This window comes from Amycolatopsis sp. NPDC051903, from assembly GCF_044452505.1.
Classification (GTDB): Bacteria; Actinomycetota; Actinomycetes; order Mycobacteriales; family Pseudonocardiaceae; genus Amycolatopsis.
In genome coordinates, this window is record NZ_JBITBT010000005.1 from 199243 (window position 1) to 216691 (window position 17449).

At 70.6% G+C, this 17449-nt stretch carries 14 protein-coding genes and 2 pseudogenes; 7 read left to right on the forward strand and 9 right to left on the reverse strand.

Annotated elements, in window-relative coordinates; genetic code table 11:
• Nucleotides 1-103: 103 nt before the first annotated feature.
• Nucleotides 104-1420, forward strand: coding sequence for a citrate synthase (locus ACIA77_RS14840; protein ID WP_395886400.1), 1317 nt, complete (start codon nt 104-106; stop codon nt 1418-1420).
• 61 nt (nt 1421-1481) lie between these two features.
• Nucleotides 1482-2822 (forward strand): cryptochrome/photolyase family protein, encoded by a 1341-nt coding sequence (locus ACIA77_RS14845; RefSeq protein WP_395886401.1) that lies wholly within the window; start codon nt 1482-1484, stop codon nt 2820-2822.
• Nucleotides 2823-2886: 64 nt separating this feature from the next.
• Here ACIA77_RS14845 and ACIA77_RS14850 read toward each other — a convergent pair whose 3' ends face one another.
• Nucleotides 2887-4038, reverse strand: a complete 1152-nt coding sequence (locus ACIA77_RS14850; RefSeq protein ID WP_395886402.1) for a serine hydrolase domain-containing protein — start codon at nt 4036-4038, stop codon at nt 2887-2889.
• A 172-nt stretch (nt 4039-4210) separates the two neighbouring features.
• Between ACIA77_RS14850 and ACIA77_RS14855 the strand changes: the two are divergent.
• From ACIA77_RS14855 to ACIA77_RS14865, 3 genes and pseudogenes are all read left to right on the forward strand, one after another.
• A pseudogene (locus tag ACIA77_RS14855) lies at nt 4211-4817 on the forward strand (leucine zipper domain-containing protein); the annotation flags it as partial.
• Nucleotides 4818-5063: 246 nt separating this feature from the next.
• Nucleotides 5064-6170: an IS110 family transposase gene (locus ACIA77_RS14860; protein ID WP_395886403.1), complete on the forward strand. Its 1107-nt coding sequence runs from the start codon at nt 5064-5066 to the stop codon at nt 6168-6170.
• Between the two features lie 13 nt (nt 6171-6183).
• Nucleotides 6184-6312 (forward strand): annotated as a pseudogene (locus ACIA77_RS14865) (integrase core domain-containing protein); the annotation flags it as partial.
• A 56-nt stretch (nt 6313-6368) separates the two neighbouring features.
• Here the strand turns inward: ACIA77_RS14865 and ACIA77_RS14870 are convergent.
• From ACIA77_RS14870 to ACIA77_RS14885, 4 genes are all read right to left on the reverse strand, one after another.
• The gene (locus ACIA77_RS14870; RefSeq protein ID WP_395886404.1) at nt 6369-7562 is read right to left on the reverse strand and encodes an ABC transporter permease; all 1194 of its coding nucleotides are present in this window, start codon (nt 7560-7562) and stop codon (nt 6369-6371) included.
• On the reverse strand, nt 7559-8470 hold the full coding sequence (locus ACIA77_RS14875) for an ABC transporter ATP-binding protein (protein ID WP_395886405.1): 912 nt from the start codon (nt 8468-8470) through the stop codon (nt 7559-7561). Before ACIA77_RS14875 ends, ACIA77_RS14870 begins: the two co-directional genes overlap by 4 nt.
• A 68-nt stretch (nt 8471-8538) precedes the next feature.
• Nucleotides 8539-10074: a glycerol-3-phosphate dehydrogenase/oxidase gene (locus tag ACIA77_RS14880; protein WP_395886406.1), complete on the reverse strand. Its 1536-nt coding sequence runs from the start codon at nt 10072-10074 to the stop codon at nt 8539-8541.
• Nucleotides 10071-10634, reverse strand: coding sequence for a TetR/AcrR family transcriptional regulator (locus ACIA77_RS14885; RefSeq protein WP_395886407.1), 564 nt, complete (start codon nt 10632-10634; stop codon nt 10071-10073). Before ACIA77_RS14885 ends, ACIA77_RS14880 begins: the two co-directional genes overlap by 4 nt.
• Before the next feature lie 97 nt (nt 10635-10731).
• Between ACIA77_RS14885 and ACIA77_RS14890 the strand changes: the two genes are divergently transcribed.
• Nucleotides 10732-12339: an FAD-binding oxidoreductase gene (locus ACIA77_RS14890; protein ID WP_395886408.1), complete on the forward strand. Its 1608-nt coding sequence runs from the start codon at nt 10732-10734 to the stop codon at nt 12337-12339.
• A 17-nt stretch (nt 12340-12356) separates the two neighbouring features.
• Nucleotides 12357-13061, forward strand: a complete 705-nt coding sequence (locus ACIA77_RS14895) for a class I SAM-dependent methyltransferase (protein ID WP_395886409.1) — start codon at nt 12357-12359, stop codon at nt 13059-13061.
• Here the strand turns inward: ACIA77_RS14895 and ACIA77_RS14900 are convergent.
• The 4 genes from ACIA77_RS14900 to ACIA77_RS14915 all read right to left on the reverse strand — a co-directional run bounded on the left by ACIA77_RS14900 (nt 13054) and on the right by ACIA77_RS14915 (nt 17409).
• A complete protein-coding gene (locus ACIA77_RS14900; RefSeq protein ID WP_395886667.1) occupies nt 13054-13677 on the reverse strand; it encodes a gamma-glutamylcyclotransferase in 624 nt (207 codons plus the stop codon). The two genes, ACIA77_RS14895 and ACIA77_RS14900, sit on opposite strands and share 8 nt — an antisense overlap.
• On the reverse strand, nt 13674-14771 hold the full coding sequence (locus ACIA77_RS14905; RefSeq protein WP_395886410.1) for an S-(hydroxymethyl)mycothiol dehydrogenase: 1098 nt from the start codon (nt 14769-14771) through the stop codon (nt 13674-13676). The genes ACIA77_RS14900 and ACIA77_RS14905 overlap by 4 nt, the downstream gene beginning before the upstream one ends.
• Before the next feature lie 105 nt (nt 14772-14876).
• Nucleotides 14877-16139, reverse strand: a complete 1263-nt coding sequence (locus tag ACIA77_RS14910) for a peptidase C39 family protein (RefSeq protein WP_395886411.1) — start codon at nt 16137-16139, stop codon at nt 14877-14879.
• Nucleotides 16140-17007: 868 nt separating this feature from the next.
• Nucleotides 17008-17409, reverse strand: coding sequence for a PaaI family thioesterase (locus ACIA77_RS14915; RefSeq protein ID WP_395886412.1), 402 nt, complete (start codon nt 17407-17409; stop codon nt 17008-17010).
• Nucleotides 17410-17449: the final 40 nt, after the last annotated feature.

Genomic DNA, 17449 nt, shown 5'->3' on the forward strand with positions numbered 1-17449 from the left:
CGGGGCGGTGTGCAGCGAGGCGACGTGTTTCCTCGCGTGAACACGTGGCTACCTGTGGAACGTACAGGCGCCGCCGGCCCGTGCCAACGTGAGAGGGACCTGCATGTCCGACGCGACGAATGCGGGGCAGACCGGCGGCGAAACCGCGACGCTGCGCCTGCCGAGTGGCGAGCACGAATTCAAGGTTGTGCACCCGACGGAGGGTGCACCGGGAATCGAGCTGGGGAAGCTGCTGGCGTCGACGGGGTACATCACCTACGACCCCGGTTTCGTGAACACCGGTGCCGCTTCGTCGGCCATCACCTACATCGACGGTGATGCGGGCATCCTGCGCTACCGCGGGTACCCGATCGAGCAGCTCGCCGAGAAGTCCACCTTCATCGAGGTGTCCTACCTCCTCATCTACGGTGAGCTGCCCACCGAGGCCCAGCTCGCCGACTTCACCGAGAAGATCCAGCGCCACACGCTGCTGCACGAAGACCTGAAGGCGTTCTTCTCGGGCTTCCCGCGCGACGCGCACCCGATGCCCGTGCTCTCGAGCGCGGTTTCGGCGCTGTCGACCTTCTACCAGGACTCGCTGAACCCGTTCGACGAGCCCAACGTGGAGCTGTCCACCATCCGCCTGCTGGCGAAGGTTCCGACCCTGGCGGCCTACGCGTACAAGAAGTCCGTGGGGCAGCCGCTGCTGTACCCGGACAACTCGCTGGGCCTGGTGGAGAACTTCCTGCGGATGACCTTCGGCTTCCCGGCGGAGCCGTACGAGGTCGACCCGGCCGTGGCGAAGGCGCTCGACCTGCTGTTCATCCTGCACGCCGATCACGAGCAGAACTGCTCCACGTCGACCGTCCGCCTGGTCGGCTCGTCGGAGGCCAACCTGTTCGCCAGCATCTCGGCGGGCATCAACGCACTGTTCGGCCCGCTGCACGGCGGTGCGAACGCGGCCGTGCTCGACATGCTCGAGTCGATCCGCGACGAGGGCGGCGACGTCGCCTCGTTCGTGAACCGCGTGAAGAACAAGGAAAAGGGTGTCAAGCTCATGGGCTTCGGGCACCGGGTCTACAAGAACTACGACCCGCGCGCGAAGATCATCAAGAACACCGCCGACGAGATCCTCGGCAAGATCGCGGGCGGCGACCAGCTGCTCGACATCGCGAAGAAGCTCGAGGAGACCGCGCTTTCCGACGACTACTTCGTCGAGCGCAAGCTGTACCCGAACGTGGACTTCTACACCGGCCTCATCTACCGCGCGCTCGGGTTCCCGACGAAGTTCTTCACCGTCCTGTTCGCGCTCGGCCGGCTCCCCGGCTGGATCGCGCACTGGCGCGAGATGATCAACGACCCGCAGACCAAGATCGGCCGTCCGCGGCAGATCTACACCGGTCACGCCTCGCGGGACTACACGCCGATCAACGACCGCTGAGCCCGCTTTCCGAAACGCCCCGCTGTGCACTCGCGCGGCGGGGCGTTTAGCGTTGGCGGGTATGACGAGCGTGTTGTGGTTCCGCCGGGACCTGCGGCTGGGCGACCACGCGGCCCTGCTGGCCGCCGCCGAAGCCGGCGGACCCGTGCTGGCCTTGTTCGTGCTCGACGACCGACTGCTGAAACCCTCCGGTGCGCCGCGCCGGGCGTTCCTGCTCGACAGCCTCCGTGCGCTCGATGAAGCGCTCGACGGCCGGCTGATGGTGGTGCACGGCGATCCGGTGCGCGAAGTCGCGCGCGTGGCGCGATCCGTTGGCGCGTCGGCGGTGCACGTGAGCGCCGACTCCGCACCGTACGGCCGTCGCCGCGACGAGGAAGTCGCGAAAGCGCTGGCGGAGCACGACATCGAGTTCGTCGCGACGGGATCGCCCTACGCCGTGACACCGGGCCGGGTGACCAAACCGGACGGCACGCCGTACCGGGTGTTCACGCCGTTCCACCGCGCGTGGACCGAGCACGGCTGGCGCCGCCCGGCCGACACCGGAGCGTCTCTTGTGGACTGGCTGAAGCCGGAGAAGCCCGCGAAGATCCCGAAATCACCGGCGCTCGGCGACACGCAGCTGCCGGAACCGGGCGAAGCCGCGGCGCTCGCGGCGTGGCACGACTTCCTCGAGTCGGGGCTGCGGCGCTACGCGATCGACCGGGACCGGCCCGACCGGCCGGGGACCACCCGCATGTCGCCGTACCTGCACTGGGGTGCCATCCACCCGCGCACGATGCTGGCCGGCCTCGCCGGGAAATCCGGTGACGGCGCCCAGTCGTTGCGTTCGGAGCTGTGCTGGCGCGAGTTCCACGCCGACGTCCTGTGGCACCGCCCGGAAACCGCGCGCGAGAACTACGACCGCCGGTTCGACGAGATGGAGCACGACGAGGACCGGGACGCCTTCGAAGCGTGGTGCGCGGGGCGCACCGGCTACCCGATCGTCGACGCGGGGATGCGCCAGCTGCTGGCGGAAGGCTGGATGCACAACCGGATCCGCATGGTCGTGGCGAGCTTCTTGGTGAAGGACCTGCACCTGCCCTGGTGGTGGGGTGCGCGGCACTTCATGCGCCACCTCGTCGACGGCGACCTCGCGTCCAACCAGCTCAACTGGCAGTGGGTCGCCGGCAGCGGCACGGACGCGGCACCGTACTTCCGGATCTTCAACCCCACCACGCAGGGCGAGAAGTTCGACCCCGACGGCGACTACGTGCGCAAGTACGTGCCCGAACTCCGTGGTGTGGCGGGAAAAGCGGTGCACAAGGTGAAGGACCGGCCCGCGGAGTACGTCGCGCCCCTGGTGGACCACGCCGAGGAGCGCCAGGTGGCGTTGCAGCGCTTCGGGGCGATCAAGGGGTCCTGAGTGGACGGGCATGGCCGGCTGCGGACGGCCCGCGGTCCGGGGCCGTCCGCGCGGTGTCCCCCGGTCAGAGGCCGCCGATGGCGAGCGCGATCTTCTGCACGATCTCGGGCTGGCCGTCGAAGTCCTTGTCGGTGGTGTTGATCGAGTAGACCGCGCGGCGCTGCAGGTCGCGCGTGGCCCAGATGCCGTTGGTGTAGCCGTAGCGGCTGCCGGTCTTGCCCCAGACGGTGACGCCGTTGACGGTCGCGGTCATCAGGCCCTGGCTGTAGATCGCGGGGTCGGCCGAGCCGTGGATCTTGACGTCCGGCACGGTGAACATGCGCTGCAGCACCGGATCCGGCACGAGCCGGCCGCGGAAGAGCGCGATCAGGAACGTGTCGAGGTTGTCGGCGGTCGAGATCATCTCACCCGCGGCCCACGGGATCGACTGGTTCATCCGCGTCAGGTCCACGAGCTGCCCATCGACGACTTGGTACCCGTGGGAGTAGGGCGCGGGCAGGTTCGGGTTGTTGCCGGGCACGGAGGTGTCGCGCAGGCCGAGCGGGCGCAGGATGCGGTCGCGCACCTCGTCGCCGTAGGTGCGGCGGGTGATCTTCTCGATCAGCAGCCCGGCGACGAGGTAGTTGGTGTTGGTGTACTGCTGTTCCGTCCCGGGCGCGAACACCGGCGCGTGCCGGAACGCGGTGGCGAGCACCTGCTGCGGCGTGAAGACCGTGTAGCGGTGGTCGACGATCCACTGTGGATCCTCCGGCAGGTCGACGCCGGGCAGCCCGCTGGTGTGGTCGAGCAGCTGGGCGATGGTGATCTTCGGATAGCTCGCCGGCAGCAGGCCGGGCAGGTAGCGCTGCACGGGCGCGTCGAGATCGATCCGGTGCTCGGCCGCGAGCTGCAGCACGACGACGGCGGTGAACGTCTTCGTGATGCTGCCGATGCGGAAGTGCGCGTTCGCCGGGACGGGCGCCCCGGTGCTCAGGTCACTCGTCCCGGACACCCCGCTCCACGCGCCCGCCGCCCCGCGGACCTGCACCAGCGCTCCGGTGGCCTCGTCGTCGGGCAACCCGGCGATGGCACCCGCCAGCGACGCCGGATTCATCGGCGGCAGCGTCGAGCGGACGGCCGCCGCGGGTTCGGCCAGCGCGGCCGGCGTCACGGCGGCGGTGAGCAGGAGCGCGGCGCTCGCGGCCGCGGCGATCCGGATCAGTGGGTTTCTCGTCATGCCGACGAGTCTTTCGACTCGCGATCGTCCCGCCATCGGGGAGAAACCCGGATCGGGGACCCTAGGGGCTAGCCGTGTTGTTCGGGCACGCTGGTGACGTGACGACTTATAGGTGAGGACCTCGGGTTTCGGTGTGGATCACCACAACCTGCACCGACTCCCGGAGGTCCTCATGGTCCGCGGTAATGCCCCGTTGACGCCGACTGGCAGGCTGCGGCTTGCCCGATGTGTCGTCGAGCAGGGGTCGCCGTTGCGGCGGGCGGCTGAGCGGTTCCAGGTCTCGCACACCACAGCGTCGCGCTGGGCCGAGCGTTACCGCACGAGCGGGCCAGAGGGAATGGCCGACCGCTCCAGTCGGCCGCACCGCAGCCCGAATCGGACTCCTGACCTCATCGAGAGCCAGGTGGTGGCGTTGCGGCGCGAGCACAAGATCGGGCCGGCTCGGCTGGCCATGCGCACCGGTGGCGGGCACAAGACCCGCGGACGCGCCGAGGGACGCCGCAACCGCAACGGGATGGGATACGCCTTCCTCCACACCGCTCTCGACGACCACTCACGCCTGGCCTACACCGAAATCCTGTCCGACGAGACCGCCGCGACCTGCGCAACATTCCTGCATCGCGCTCACTTGGTTCACCAGCCTGGGCATCCCCCTCGAACGAGTACGCACCGACAATGCCTGGGCCCACCGCAAAACCACCTGGCAAACCACCCGCACTGACCTGGGCATCCAGCGCCGCTACACTCGCCCCTACCGGCCGCAGCCCAACGGCAAAGTCTGTGAAGACTGGGGCTTGGTGCTGCGCCGGGCTGGTGTGACCCCGGCCAAGGTATGACCCGAGGCGCGACCTTGGTGTCCTGCGTTCGATGTGTCGGCCGGTCCGGGTGCGGCACCGTGTGCGCACCGGCCAGACGGGTCTGACCTGATAGGAGCTTGGATCAGAAGCCCCGTCACAGACCTGTCGCCCGTCCGGTCGGTTCGCCCATCCGCGAGCGCGAACCCACCGGAGGGAGCGAGTTCCGGCATGACAACCATCGCAACCCGTGTCATCGGCGGTGTCGACACCCACAAACACACCCACTACGCAGCCGTGGTCGACGAGCACGGCCGGTTACTCGGACATCGTGAGTTCCCTGCCCGCGACCGCGGCTATGTGCAGTTGCTGGACTGGATCAGAGGCCACGGCGTCGTCGCCGCGATCGGTGTCGAGAGCACCGGGTCGTTCGGTGCTTGCTTGAGCAGGTTTCTCACCGCCGCCAACGTCCGGGTCATCGAGGCCAACCGGCCAAACCGTCTGGCCCGGCGCTTGGATGGCAAGTCCGACCGCCTGGACGCCGAGCAGATCGCCCGCGCTGTTCTCGGGCAAACGTCGACCGCGACCCCCAAAGCCAAGTCTGGCGTCGTCGAGGTGATCCGAACGCTGCGGATCACCCGGACCAGCGCGGTCAAGGCCCGGACCCAGACGTTCAACACCCTCTGGGGCGTGATGATCGGTGCGCCCTCGCCGTTGCGGGACGATCTGGTGGCCTTGACCAAGAGGACCCTGATCAACCGATGCCTGCAACTGGCCCCGGAAACCGAGGACGTCCTCACGCTGATCGGCGCACCCGAGCAGTTGCTCACGGCCGGAGTGACAACAGCACTGCGCGACCTGGCACGCCGCTGGAAGGCATTGGACGAAGAGATCACAACGCTCAACAAGCAGATCGAGGCGTTGGTCCGCTCCACCGCGCCGGAACTCGTCGAACTCCACGGGGTCGGCATCGAGTTGGCTGGGCAATTCCTGGTTACCGCCGGCGACAACGCCGAGCGCATCCGCAGCGAGGCAGCCTTTGCCAAACTCTGCGGAGTCGCTCCACAACCAGCCAGTAGCGGCCGCACCACCGGCCGCCACCGGCTCAGCCGCAGCGGTGATCGCGCCGCGAACAGCGCCCTCTACATCGTGACCATCGTCCGCATGCGCCGTCACCAGCCCACTCGCGACTACGTCGAGCGGCGGACCGCCGAAGGACTGAGCAAACGCGAGATCATCCGCTGCCTCAAGCGCTACATCGCCCGCGAGATCTACGCCAAACTTCCCCGCCAAACCGGCCTCGACTCACCACCAACACCCACCACCGCCACAGCTTGACAAACATAGGAGCATCGAGCGATTCCACCGCACCCTGCTCGACGAATGGGCTTACCACCAGCCCTACCCCTCAGAAGCCGCGCGCCAACAAGCCTTTCCCCACTGGCTTGATTGGCACAACTACCACCTACCCCACACCTGAATCAGCGGTCACACCCCAGCCGGCCGCGCCACCAACCTCACCGAACAACACGGGAGCTAACCCCGCAACGCCTCGGACAGCTTGAGGCGGCTGCCCACGCGCAGCACGCCGTTGCGGTAGATCCGCGCGCCGAGCCACGTCACGAGTGCGATGAGCGCGGTGGTCAAGACCACTGAGGTGACGATCTCCCACGGCGAAGCCGACCCGGTCGCGATGCGCGCGGGCATGAGGATCGGCGACAGCAGCGGGATGAGCGAGACGACCTTCGTGGCCGTGCTGTCGGCCGACTGCGTGATGAGGTTGAGGCCGGCGATGAACCCGATCACGAGCGCGATGTTCACCGGCGCGACCACCGACTGCGTGTCCTCCTGCCGCGACACGAGCGAACCGGCCGCGCCGTAGATCATGGCGTACAGCAGGAACCCGAGCAGGTACCAGACGACACCCCACACCACGGCCGACGCGGCGATGCCCGAGATCGAGGCGAGTACGCCGGTCGCGAGCGCCGCGACGAGCCCGGCCGCGGCGAGGATCGCGAGCTGCGTCAGCCCGACGAGCCCCAGCCCGAGCACCTTGCCCAGCAACAGGTGCCACGGCCGCACGGTCGAGAGCAGGAGCTCGACGACCCGGCTGGACTTCTCTTCGACCACGCCCTGGGCGACGAGCATGCCGTAGGTGATGATGCTGAGGTAGAGCAGCACCGCCACCACGACGCCGACCACGAGCTTCTGCCCGGCGTGCGGATCACGCGCCTCCAGCGGCTGCACCTCGACGTGGGCCGCCGACACGGCCTGGTGCACCGAGACCGGGTCGAGGTCCGCGGCCGAGAGCTGTGCGTCGAGCACCTGCTGCTGCACGATGCCGTCGAGCGCGCGTTGCAACTGTTGATCCACAGTGGACTTCGCGGCGACGCGCAGCCGGGACGCGCTCCCGGACACGAGCGCGTCGACGTCGCCAGAGCGCACTTCGGCGAGCCCGTCCTGTTCGGTCGGGACGGTCACCACCTCGATCGTCCGCCCCCCGGCCTTCCCGGCGAGCTGCAGCTGCTGCGCGATGCCCTGCGCCTGCCCGGTGAGCGCGACCTTCGTCGTGGCCGTGGAGCCGGCCAGGAACGCTTCCAGCGCCACGTATCCGATGAGCAGCAGCAGGAGCACGGCGGTGCTCACGACGAACGACCGCGTGTGCAGCCGCGTGGTGATCTCCCGCTTCGCCACGAGCCGGACGGCCCGGGTGGCGCTGATCCGGCTCACGCGGCTTCCCCTTGCCGCACGGCGTCGCGGAAGAGCTCGGTGAGCGAACGGCGTTGCCGGCTGAACTCGGTGACCGGGCCGGTCGCGAGCGCGGCGGCCAGCACGGCTTGGTCGTCGGCGCTCGGGGACAGTTCCAAGACGGTCGTGGCGCCGTCGGTCTCGAGCGCGCGCACGCCGGGCACGGTCGAGGCCCAGCCCGGCCGGGCGCCGGGCGCGGTGACGACGAGCCGGCAGCCCGCGCCGCGGGTCAGCTCGTCGACCGTGCCGACGGCGACCATGCGGCCGGCCCGGATGATCCCGACGCGGTCGCACAGGCGCTCGACGAGGTCGAGCTGGTGACTGGAGAACACGACCGGCACGCCGGTGGCCGCTTTTTCGCGCAGCACCAGGCTCATGACGTCGACGGCGATCGGGTCGAGCCCGGAGAACGGCTCGTCGAGCACGAGCACGTCGGGGTCGTGCACGAGTGCGGCGGCCAGCTGCACGCGCTGCTGGTTGCCGAGGCTCAGCTTCTGCACCTCGTCCTTGCGGCGCTCGCCGAGCCCGAGCCGCGCGAGCCACAACTCGGTGGCGCGGTGGGCGTCGTTGGTGCTCAGGCCGTGCAGCTCCGCGAGGAAGACGAGCTGGTCGAGCACCTTCATCTTCGGGTACAAGCCGCGCTCTTCGGGCATGTACCCGATGCGCGCGCGGGTCTCGTGGGTGATCGGCTCGCCGGCGAAGCGCACCTCACCGGAGTCCGCGGCCTGCACGCCCAGCGCGATCCGCATGGTGGTGGTCTTGCCGGCACCGTTGCTGCCGACGAACCCGAACAGCTCACCCGGGCGCACGTCGAAGGTGACCTCGTCGAGCGCCTGCGTGCGGCCGTAGCGCTTGGAGATGCGATCGATCTCGAGCGTTCCCCCGGTCACGTCCCCCTCCTCCCGGTGCGCGGCGCGGACCTCCCCGGTGTCCGCGCCGTCACTCTAGCTCCCGGTGCTCAGGACAGCCCGGCCAGCGCTTTCTCCACGAGTTCGGCCACGCGCGCCCGCGCGGCTTCGGCGTCGGCCGGGACGAGGGACAGGCGGGTGCGGCGTTCGAGGACGTCGTCGGCGGTGAGGGCGCCCTCGTGGCGCACGGCCCACACGACCTCGGCGGCGGTGATGTCGGTGCCGGCGAACAGCGGCGCCGCGAAGGCGGGCTCGACCTCCCCGAGGGCCGCGACGCGCGGGGCTTCCGTGCCGTACTTGGCGACCAGCCGCGGCGCAGCGTCCACAAGGGACAGCCGGGAACGCGGGGCGGCGCCGAGCAGCGGCAGGCGTGCGGTGCGGGACGGGCCGGCGTGCAGACCCGAGTGCGCGAGCGCGGCGTCGACGGCGTCCTCGGCCATGCGCCGGTACGTGGTGAGCTTGCCGCCGACGACCGTGAGCACGCCGTCGGAACCGGTGACGACCGCGTGTTTGCGGGACAGGTCCGCGCTGCGGCCGCCGTCGCCCGCGACGAGGGGGCGCAGCCCAGCGTACGAGCCGATCACGTCGGTCCGCGTCAGCGGACGTTTCAGCACCGACGAGGCGACCGACAGCAGGAAGTCCACATCGGACTCGGGCACGTCCGGGACGGCCGGGAGCTCACCGGAGATCGGCTCGTCGGTGAGTCCCAAGTAGAAGCGGCCGTCGAGCTGCGGCAGGAAGAACACGAAGCGGTTGCTCTCGCCCGGCACGGCGACGTTGACCGACGTCGAGCCCACGGAAGCGGCACCGGGCGCGAGCACGAGGTGCGATCCGCGCGAGGGGCGCAGCCGCACGGCGTCGGTGAGGGTGCCCGCCCACACGCCGGTGGCGTTGACGACCTGCCGGGCGTGCAGGTCGTACTCGGCGGATCCTTCGCGCACCCGCACGCCGGTGGCCGACAGCGACACGGCCTCCACGCGCGTGATGATCCGGGCGCCGAGCAGCGCGGCGGTGCGGGCCAGGTTCACGACCAGGCGCGCGTCGTCGACCAAGGCGCCGTCGTAGGCGAGCAGGGCGCCGCGCAGGCCGGCGGGCGCGAGGCCGGGAGCCAGCGCCGCCGCGAGCGCCGGCGGGATCTGCCGCGGGCCGGGCAGCACCGACGACGGCGTGCGCGCGGCCCGGCGCAGGGCGTCGCCCGCGCGCAGACCGGTGGCGATCACGGCCTGCTGCGCCCGGGAAGTGCTGGGGTACAAGGGGAACAGCTGCGGCATCGCGCGCGTGAGGTGCGGCGCGGTGCGCGTCATCAGGATGCCGCGCTCGACGGCGCTCTCGTGCGCGAGCCCGAATTCGCCCTTCGCGAGGTAGCGCAGGCCGCCGTGCACGAGCTTGCTCGACCAGCGCGACGTGCCGAAGGCCAGGTCGTGCGCCTCGACCAGGGCCACGGACAGGCCGCGGGCCGCCGCGTCGAGCGCGATGCCGGCTCCGGTGACGCCGCCGCCGACCACGATGACGTCGACCCGTTCGCCGGTCGTGAGCCGGTCGAGCTCCCGTTCCCGGCGGCGCGCGTTGAGCGAACCGGTGCTCATGGTTTCAGCGCGGCGTCGACGAGGTGGCGGAATTCGGCGAGCAGCGCCTGCTCGTCGACGTCGGCGGTGGCCGGGCGCAGCGAGAAGGCGAACGACTGCACGACCAGCAGGATCGACCGCGCCTGCGCGGTGACCTCGGCCACGCGCACGGAGCCGTCGCGGTGCCCGGCCTCCAGCAGCTGGCGCAGCACCTGCTCGGCGAAGATCTGCGTCGCGCCGAGCCGCTCCACGACGTAGGGCAGCACGAGTTCCGGGTCGACGTCGAGCAGCGTGCGGAACAGCGGGTCGGCCGCCAGCGCGCTGACGCCGGCGCACGCGATCAGCACAAGGCGCTCCCGCGTGTGGGCCGCGTCGTCGCCCGAGTGACTGGCGTGTTTGAGCAGGCCGCTGAACTCGCGTGTCATGAGCGCGGCGAGCACACTGCGCACGTCGGGGAACCGCCGGTACACGGTCATGCGGCTGACGCGCGCGGTGCGCGCGATCTCGGCCAGCGTCGTGCGCCGGACACCGACGGCGAGCACGCACTCGCGTGCGGCGTCGAGTAGCACGTCGTCGGACACGCGCGCCGAGGTCTGCCGGCTGCGGGCCCCCGCGAGGGCTGAGGGAGTCTCTCCCGGTCGGGAGTGACGTTTGACGTCCATATGTCACACTGTAGTCGTGAGTGATCTCATAAACCACCGCCTCCGGCAGTCGTGGACCGGCGACGGTGCTGGTGCCGCCTCGCTGCCCGATCGGGCGGTCCGGTGGCTCGGCCAGCGTATCGGCCCGATCGGTGCTGATCGAGGGCGTCGGGCCGATTCGATCCCGGACCCGGCCGATTCTGCCCTTCCCGACCGGGCTCGGGAGGACCTTTCGGCCGTCGTCGGGTCCGAACACGTGCTCCTGGGCGCCGGAGAACGGCTGGCCCGGGCCGGTGGTCTGTCCTATCTGGACCTCCTGCACCGCCGGCTGGGCGACGCCGTGCCCGCCCCCGACGCGGTGGTGCTGCCCGCGTCGCCGGAGCAGGTCCAGGCCGTGCTCGAGGTCTGCGTCCGCCACGACGTGGGGGTCGTCCCGTTCGGCGGCGGCACCTCGGTGGTCGGCGGCGTCGCGGCGCTGCGCGGCGACAAGCCGGCGGTGATCGTTGTGGATCTGGTCCGGCTCGACGCGCTGGTGTCGGTGGACGCCGAATCGCGCGTCGCGGTGCTGCAGGCCGGCGTGCGCGGGCCGGCCGCGGAGGAGCTGCTCGCCGAACACGGGTTCACCCTCGGTCACGTGCCGCAGTCGTTCGAGCGCGCCACCATCGGCGGCTTCGCGGCGACGCGCTCGGCCGGGCAGGCGTCGTCGGGTTACGGCCGCTTCGAGGACATGGTCACGGGCGTGCGCGTGGCCACGCCGAAGGGCGAGTGGCGGCTCGGCGTGGCGCCCGCGTCGGCCGCCGGACCGGACCTGCGGCAGCTCGCGGTAGGCAGCGAGGGCGCACTCGGCGTGATCACGGAGGTCGCGCTGCGCGTGCGGCCGGTGCCGTCGGCGCGGCGCTACGAGGGCTACGTCGTCGACGGCTGGGCCGCCGGCGCCGCCGCGCTGCGCACGCTGGCCCAGAACCACGCGACGGCCGACGTCACCCGGCTGTCCGATGTGGACGAGACGACCGTGTCGTTCGCCCTGAACGCGGGCTGGAAAACGGCCGCGCTGCGGGCGTTCTTGCGGCTGCGCGGCGTGCGGCACCCGTGCCTGCTCATCGTCGGCTGGGAGGGTTCGCTCGCCCGGCGCCACCACACGGCCCGGCTGTTGCGGCACGCCGGTGCGGTGCGCATCGGCACCGCGCTCGGCGAGTCGTGGCGCCACGGCCGCTTCTCGGGTCCCCGTCAGCGGGACACGCTGATGGACCTGGGCGTCTGCGTCGAAACCCTGGAGACCGCCGCGTACTGGTCGCGCCTGGACGACCTGCACGACGCCGTCCGCGCCGCCCTGACCGCGTCGCTGGGCCAGACCATCGTGATGTGCCACGTGTCCCACGTCTACGAGACGGGCGCCTCGCTGTACTTCACGGTCCTGACCGCCCGCGACGCCGCCGAACCGGTGGGCCAGTGGCAACGCGCGAAGCACGCGGCGTCGGAAGCCATCGTGGGCCTGGGCACGATCACGCACCACCACGCCGTCGGCGTGGACCACGCGCCGTACCTGGCGCCGGAGATCGGGGCCCTCGGCGTGTCCGTCCTGCGCGCCGCGAAGTCCGCCGTCGACCCGACGGGCATTCTGAACCCCGGAAAACTGCTGGGCTGAGCTGGGAGACTGACCGGATGATCGGTTCGTTCCCCCAGTACGAGCAGTTCGCCGACGAGTTCCTCGCCCACGCCCGCGACGGGTTCTACAACGCGCACGTCGACCGCCCGGCCTGCTTGGAGCTGCTGGGCGACGTCTCGGACCGCGACGTCCTCGACGCCGCGTGCGGCCCCGGCCTGTACGCCCGGGAACTCGTGGGCCGGGGTGCGCGCGTGACAGGTTTTGACCTGAGCCCGCGGATGGTCTCGCTCTCCCGCTCGCGGGTGCCGTCGGCGTCGTTCCGCGTCCACGACCTGGCCGCGCCCCTCGACTGGCTCCCGGACGCTTCGATGGATCTCGTCCTGCTCGCATTGGTCTACGAATACGTGGACGACCGTGTGGCCATGCTCCGCGAGCTCCGCCGCGTCCTCCGCCCCACCGGCGCGCTGGTCCTCTCCCGCCTCCACCCCACCGGCGACTGGCTCCGCCACCGCGGCAACTACTTCGAGCCCCGCGTGGTCGCGGAAACCTGGAAGAACGGCTGGGACGTCCGCTTCTGGCTCTCGCCCTTGCAGAACACCTGCGCGGAACTCCGCGAGGCGGGCTTCCTGATCGAACACCTCGTGGAACCCCGCCCGGTCCCCTCGGCGGAGACGGTGGACCCGGAGCGCTACGCCCGCCTGTCGAAGGAACCGACGGGCTTCCTGGCGATCCGGGCGATCCCGGATCCACGGCTCAGCTGAAGATCTGCTCCGGTTCCACCACCGTGCACCGCAGTCCGTGGGACGGGGCCGGGGTGCCCAGCAGGAGGGCGGCTTCGGCCTGGGCGACGTCGGCGACGCGGACCGCCTGACCGTCCACCAGGAGGGGGTAGCGGATCGGGGAGGCGCCGACGTAGGCGTGGACGTCCGGGACCGCCGTGCCGTCTTCGAGGTGGACGGCGGCGTCCAGGCGGGCGAAGTGGTAGCGGGTGCCGCGGCCTTCGCAGACGTCCAGTACGGCGCGTTGCTCGGGCGTCACGAACCACACGAAGTGGTGCTCGGTGCCGGGTAGTGCGGTGAGGGTGGCCGGGCGCTGGTCGTCGACCTTGCGCAGGCCCGAGGCCCACACGGCGGCCAGGCCGGTGCACCGCGCGCGGACCGCGACGACGGGTCCGGCGAGCCCCAGCGCTTTGCGCAGCCAGGTGATCTTCGACGGGCACCCGTTGGACCCGTAGGCGAGCACGGGCAGCCGCTCGCGCCAGCCGGCCGGGGCCGTGTCCAGGGAGTGGCCGGCACCGTCGACGTGGACGAACGAGGTACCCGGCCGCGCGCCGGGGTAGGGCGCGGCCGGGTACTCGGCGTCGGTGAAGAGCTTCAGAACTGGACCACGCTGCGGAGGACGTCGCCGTGGTGCATGCGCTCGAAGGCCCGCTCCACGTCGCCGACGCCGATGCGCTCGGTCACGAACTTGTCCAGTGGCAGCCGGCCCTGCAGGTACAGGTCGACGAGCATGGGGAAGTCGCGCGAGGGCAGGCAGTCGCCGTACCAGGACGACTTGAGCGAGCCGCCTCGGCCGAAGAAGTCGATGAGCGGCAGGTCGTTGAGCTTCATGTCGGGCGTCGGCACGCCGACGAGCACGACGGTGCCCGCGAGGTCGCGGCCGTAGAAGGCCTGCTTCCACGTTTCGGGCCGGCCGACGGCGTCGATGACCACGTCGGGGCCGAACGAGCGGGTCGCGTCCTGCATCGCCTCGACCACGGCTGCTTCGCTGAGGCCCTTGCTGTTCACGGTGTGCGTCGCGCCGAAGCCCTTGGCCCACTCGAGCTTCCGGTCGTCGGTGTCGATCGCGATGATCGTGGTCGCGCCGGCCAGGTGCGCGCCCGCGATGGCCGCGTCGCCCACCCCGCCGCAGCCGATCACGGCCACGGAGTCGCCCCGCGTCACGGCGCCGGTGTTGATGGCCGCGCCGAGGCCCGCCATCACGCCGCAGCCGAGCAGGCCCGCCACCGCGGGCTCGGCCTCGGGGTTCACCTTCGTGCACTGTCCACTGTGGACGAGCGTCTTCTCGAGGAACGCCCCGATGCCTAGTGCCGGCGACAGCTTCGTGCCGTCGGTGAGCGTCATGGGCTGCTCGGCGTTGAACGTGGAGAAGCAGTACCACGGCTTGCCCCGCTTGCACGCCCGGCACGTGCCGCAGACCGCGCGCCAGTTGAGGATCACGTAGTCCCCGGGCGCGATGTCCGTGACCCCTTCGCCGACCTTGTCGACCCGGCCGGCGGCCTCGTGGCCGAGGAGGAACGGGAACTCGTCGTTGATCCCGCCCTCGCGGTAGTGCAGGTCGGTGTGGCACACCCCGCACGCCTGCACCGACACGACCGCCTCACCGGGCCCCGGATCCGGCACCACCACGGTCTCCAGCGTGACCGGCTGTCCCTTCGCCCGCGACACGACTCCCTGGACCTCGTACGGCATGCGCTCACCCTTTCCGGCACCGTTGCTTGCCTGGGCAGCTAATCACGGAACATGCACGCGTGGCCATACCACGATGCGTGGGTCCCGGTCGATGTCCGCCTGAACTCAAGCCGGGGTGACGACGTACACCACCCCGCCGGGCCCGCTCGCCACGCTGCCGTCCGCCGTCAGGCGCTTCGTGCGCTGCCAGATCTTCTCGAACTGGTCGCGCTTGTACACGTTGCGCACGCGGTCGTCGCTGCTGGAGGCGGGGTCGTTGGCGATCACGTCGCCCGCGGCGGTGAAGCCGACGACCACCATGATGTGGCCCGAGGTCCCGTAGCCGGCGCCGTCGAGTTCTTCCGGGAGGAACGACTGCGACGTGATGACCGGGATGCCGCGCGCGATGTAGTCCTCGAGTTCGTTGAGGTCGTGCAGGCGGGTGATGTGGCCGCGCAGGCCGAGCGACGCGGCGTAGGCGGTGTTGAAGGGCCAGTTGCCGGTGCCGTCGTACGCGTAGTCGTAGGTGTTGCGCGCGGCGTACACGACGGAGCGGTCGGCGTAGTCGGACGGGATCCAGCTCAACTGCGCTTCGGAAGGCTTCTTGCCCCAGTACTCGGCCACCATCTCCGTCGACGTGGGGCTGCACCACGCCTCGCCGCCACCGCCGTACTGCGGGAATTGTCCTTTGTGGATGTTCTGCGCGTACGCGGGCACCTTGAGCTCGATGCCGCGGGCCCGGCCCGGCCGGGTGGTGCGCACGTCGAAGCGGTCGGGGACGTGTGAGGTCATGGCACCGAGCGTGGAGACCGTCGGGGTCACCGTCGTGCCGGCTTCGCGGTAGAGGCTCACGCGCAGCTGGTACGAGCGCAGCGTCACGCCGGTCTTGGTGGCCAGCGTGTCGACGTCCACGGACGCGTTGTCGTCGCTCTGGCCGTCGACGCTGGTGCGCTGGATGTCGCCGTCGCCGCTGGCCCAGCGGCCCATCACGTACCAGGTGGTCTCGACCCCGCCCGACGTGCGGCCTTTGGCCTCGACCTCCAGCCACGTCTTCGCGGGCGTCACCGCGTTCCACGACGCGATGAGCTGCGTCGCGTCGAAGCCCTGGCGGTACTGGGGCGAGGTCCACGAGCCGTACTCGTACGTCTTCGTCGTCCCCAGCCCCGGCTCGCTGTGCTCGACGGTGCCCGCCGGGTGCGTGATGCGCAGCCCGTCGCGGCCCAGCGCCAGCCCGTCGAGGCGGCCCGCGTGGAACGAGCCGCCGGACCACTCGTGGTAGTTGATCGACTCGTCGTCGCCCGGCCGCGCCGGCGCTGCCACGGCGACCTGCGTCGCCCCTGCGGACACCATGACGATCGACAATAGCGTGAGCAAACGCCGCACTCGCATGCCGTGCTCCTCCCCTGGACCCCAGTGATAGCCAGAGATTTTCTCCTGCCTGAGCGACTCCGTAAAGGGCCGACCAGAGCACGGCTTTCAAAAAGGGGAGCGCCGGACACCGCCGCTGAGATCATGACCGCGTGCCGAACCGGTTCGCCGAGCTGTGGCCGCCCGCACCTGACAGCGCCTCCGAATGGTTGCTGGAGCTGTCCGGTGAGGACGGCCTGACCGGATTCATGCCGCCGGCGATGCCGGACGCGGCCTGGGTGCTCAACGCGATGTACGAGCACGAGCTGGGGCCGGCCGACATCTCCTACCACGAGGACCGCTTGGTGCGGATCGCGGAAGGACGCGCCGAGCCCCGCGTCATCGGAGACCTCGACCTCGACGCCGTCAGCGTGAGCACCGGCGCTGGGCTGGGCCTGGGCCGGGCATCCCGGCCCAGGCCGGCGCCGGCTGCGCTGGGCGCAGCTCGCCGAGCGCACCGGCGACCCCGTCGTGCCCGAAGGGCTGCTGCCCTGCTTCAGGTGCTTCCCCTCGGCGAAGAAGGACCGCAGCTGGCCGCTCGGCATCGTCCCGCCGACGGAGGGAAGCCTGGACCGCGAGACCTGGACCCGGCTGATCGGCATCCTCGCCGAGCACAGTCCCGCCGGTCCGCGCACCCCGTGCCTGGCCTACTACAGCCCGGCGTCGCCGCGGTCCGGTACGACGATCCCGAAACCGACTTCAGTCCGTCGAACCTCTGGGCGCTGGACCGCTCGTGGTGCCCCTGCACCGATTACGACCTGTGGGGCACCAAGGTCGTCGGCCCGCCTGCGCTGGTCGAAGCGCTGCTGAGTGACGCCGAGGTCGAAGCGGTCCGGCTGCCCTGGGACGGTCAGAGGACAGCTTGCGTCTGGGTCACCTTCGCGACCAGCTTCTCCTCGTCGTCGCGGATCTCAGTCTCCACCACGATCACCCGGCGCCCCGTGTGGAGTGGTCTGGACGACGCAACTGCGTAGCCCGAACGGACGGCGCGCAAGAAGTTCGTCTTCGACTCCAGTGTGGTGGTGCCCTGGGCGCCGTCGGGGAGGTTGAGGTAGGCGCAGACGGCGCCGGTCGCGTCGGCGAGGGACATGAGGGCGCCACCGTGGAGGGCGCCGCCGAGGGTGCAGAGGGATTCGTCCCACTTGAGCCGGCTGCGGACGAGGTCGGTGGAGTGCGAGAGGACCTCGATGCCGAGCCGTTCGCTGAACGGCATGGTGCGGTGGAACAGCTGCGTGCCCTCGGGATCGGTCATGGCCCGCAGTCAACCGCAGCCGGGTGCGGCTCGTCGATTA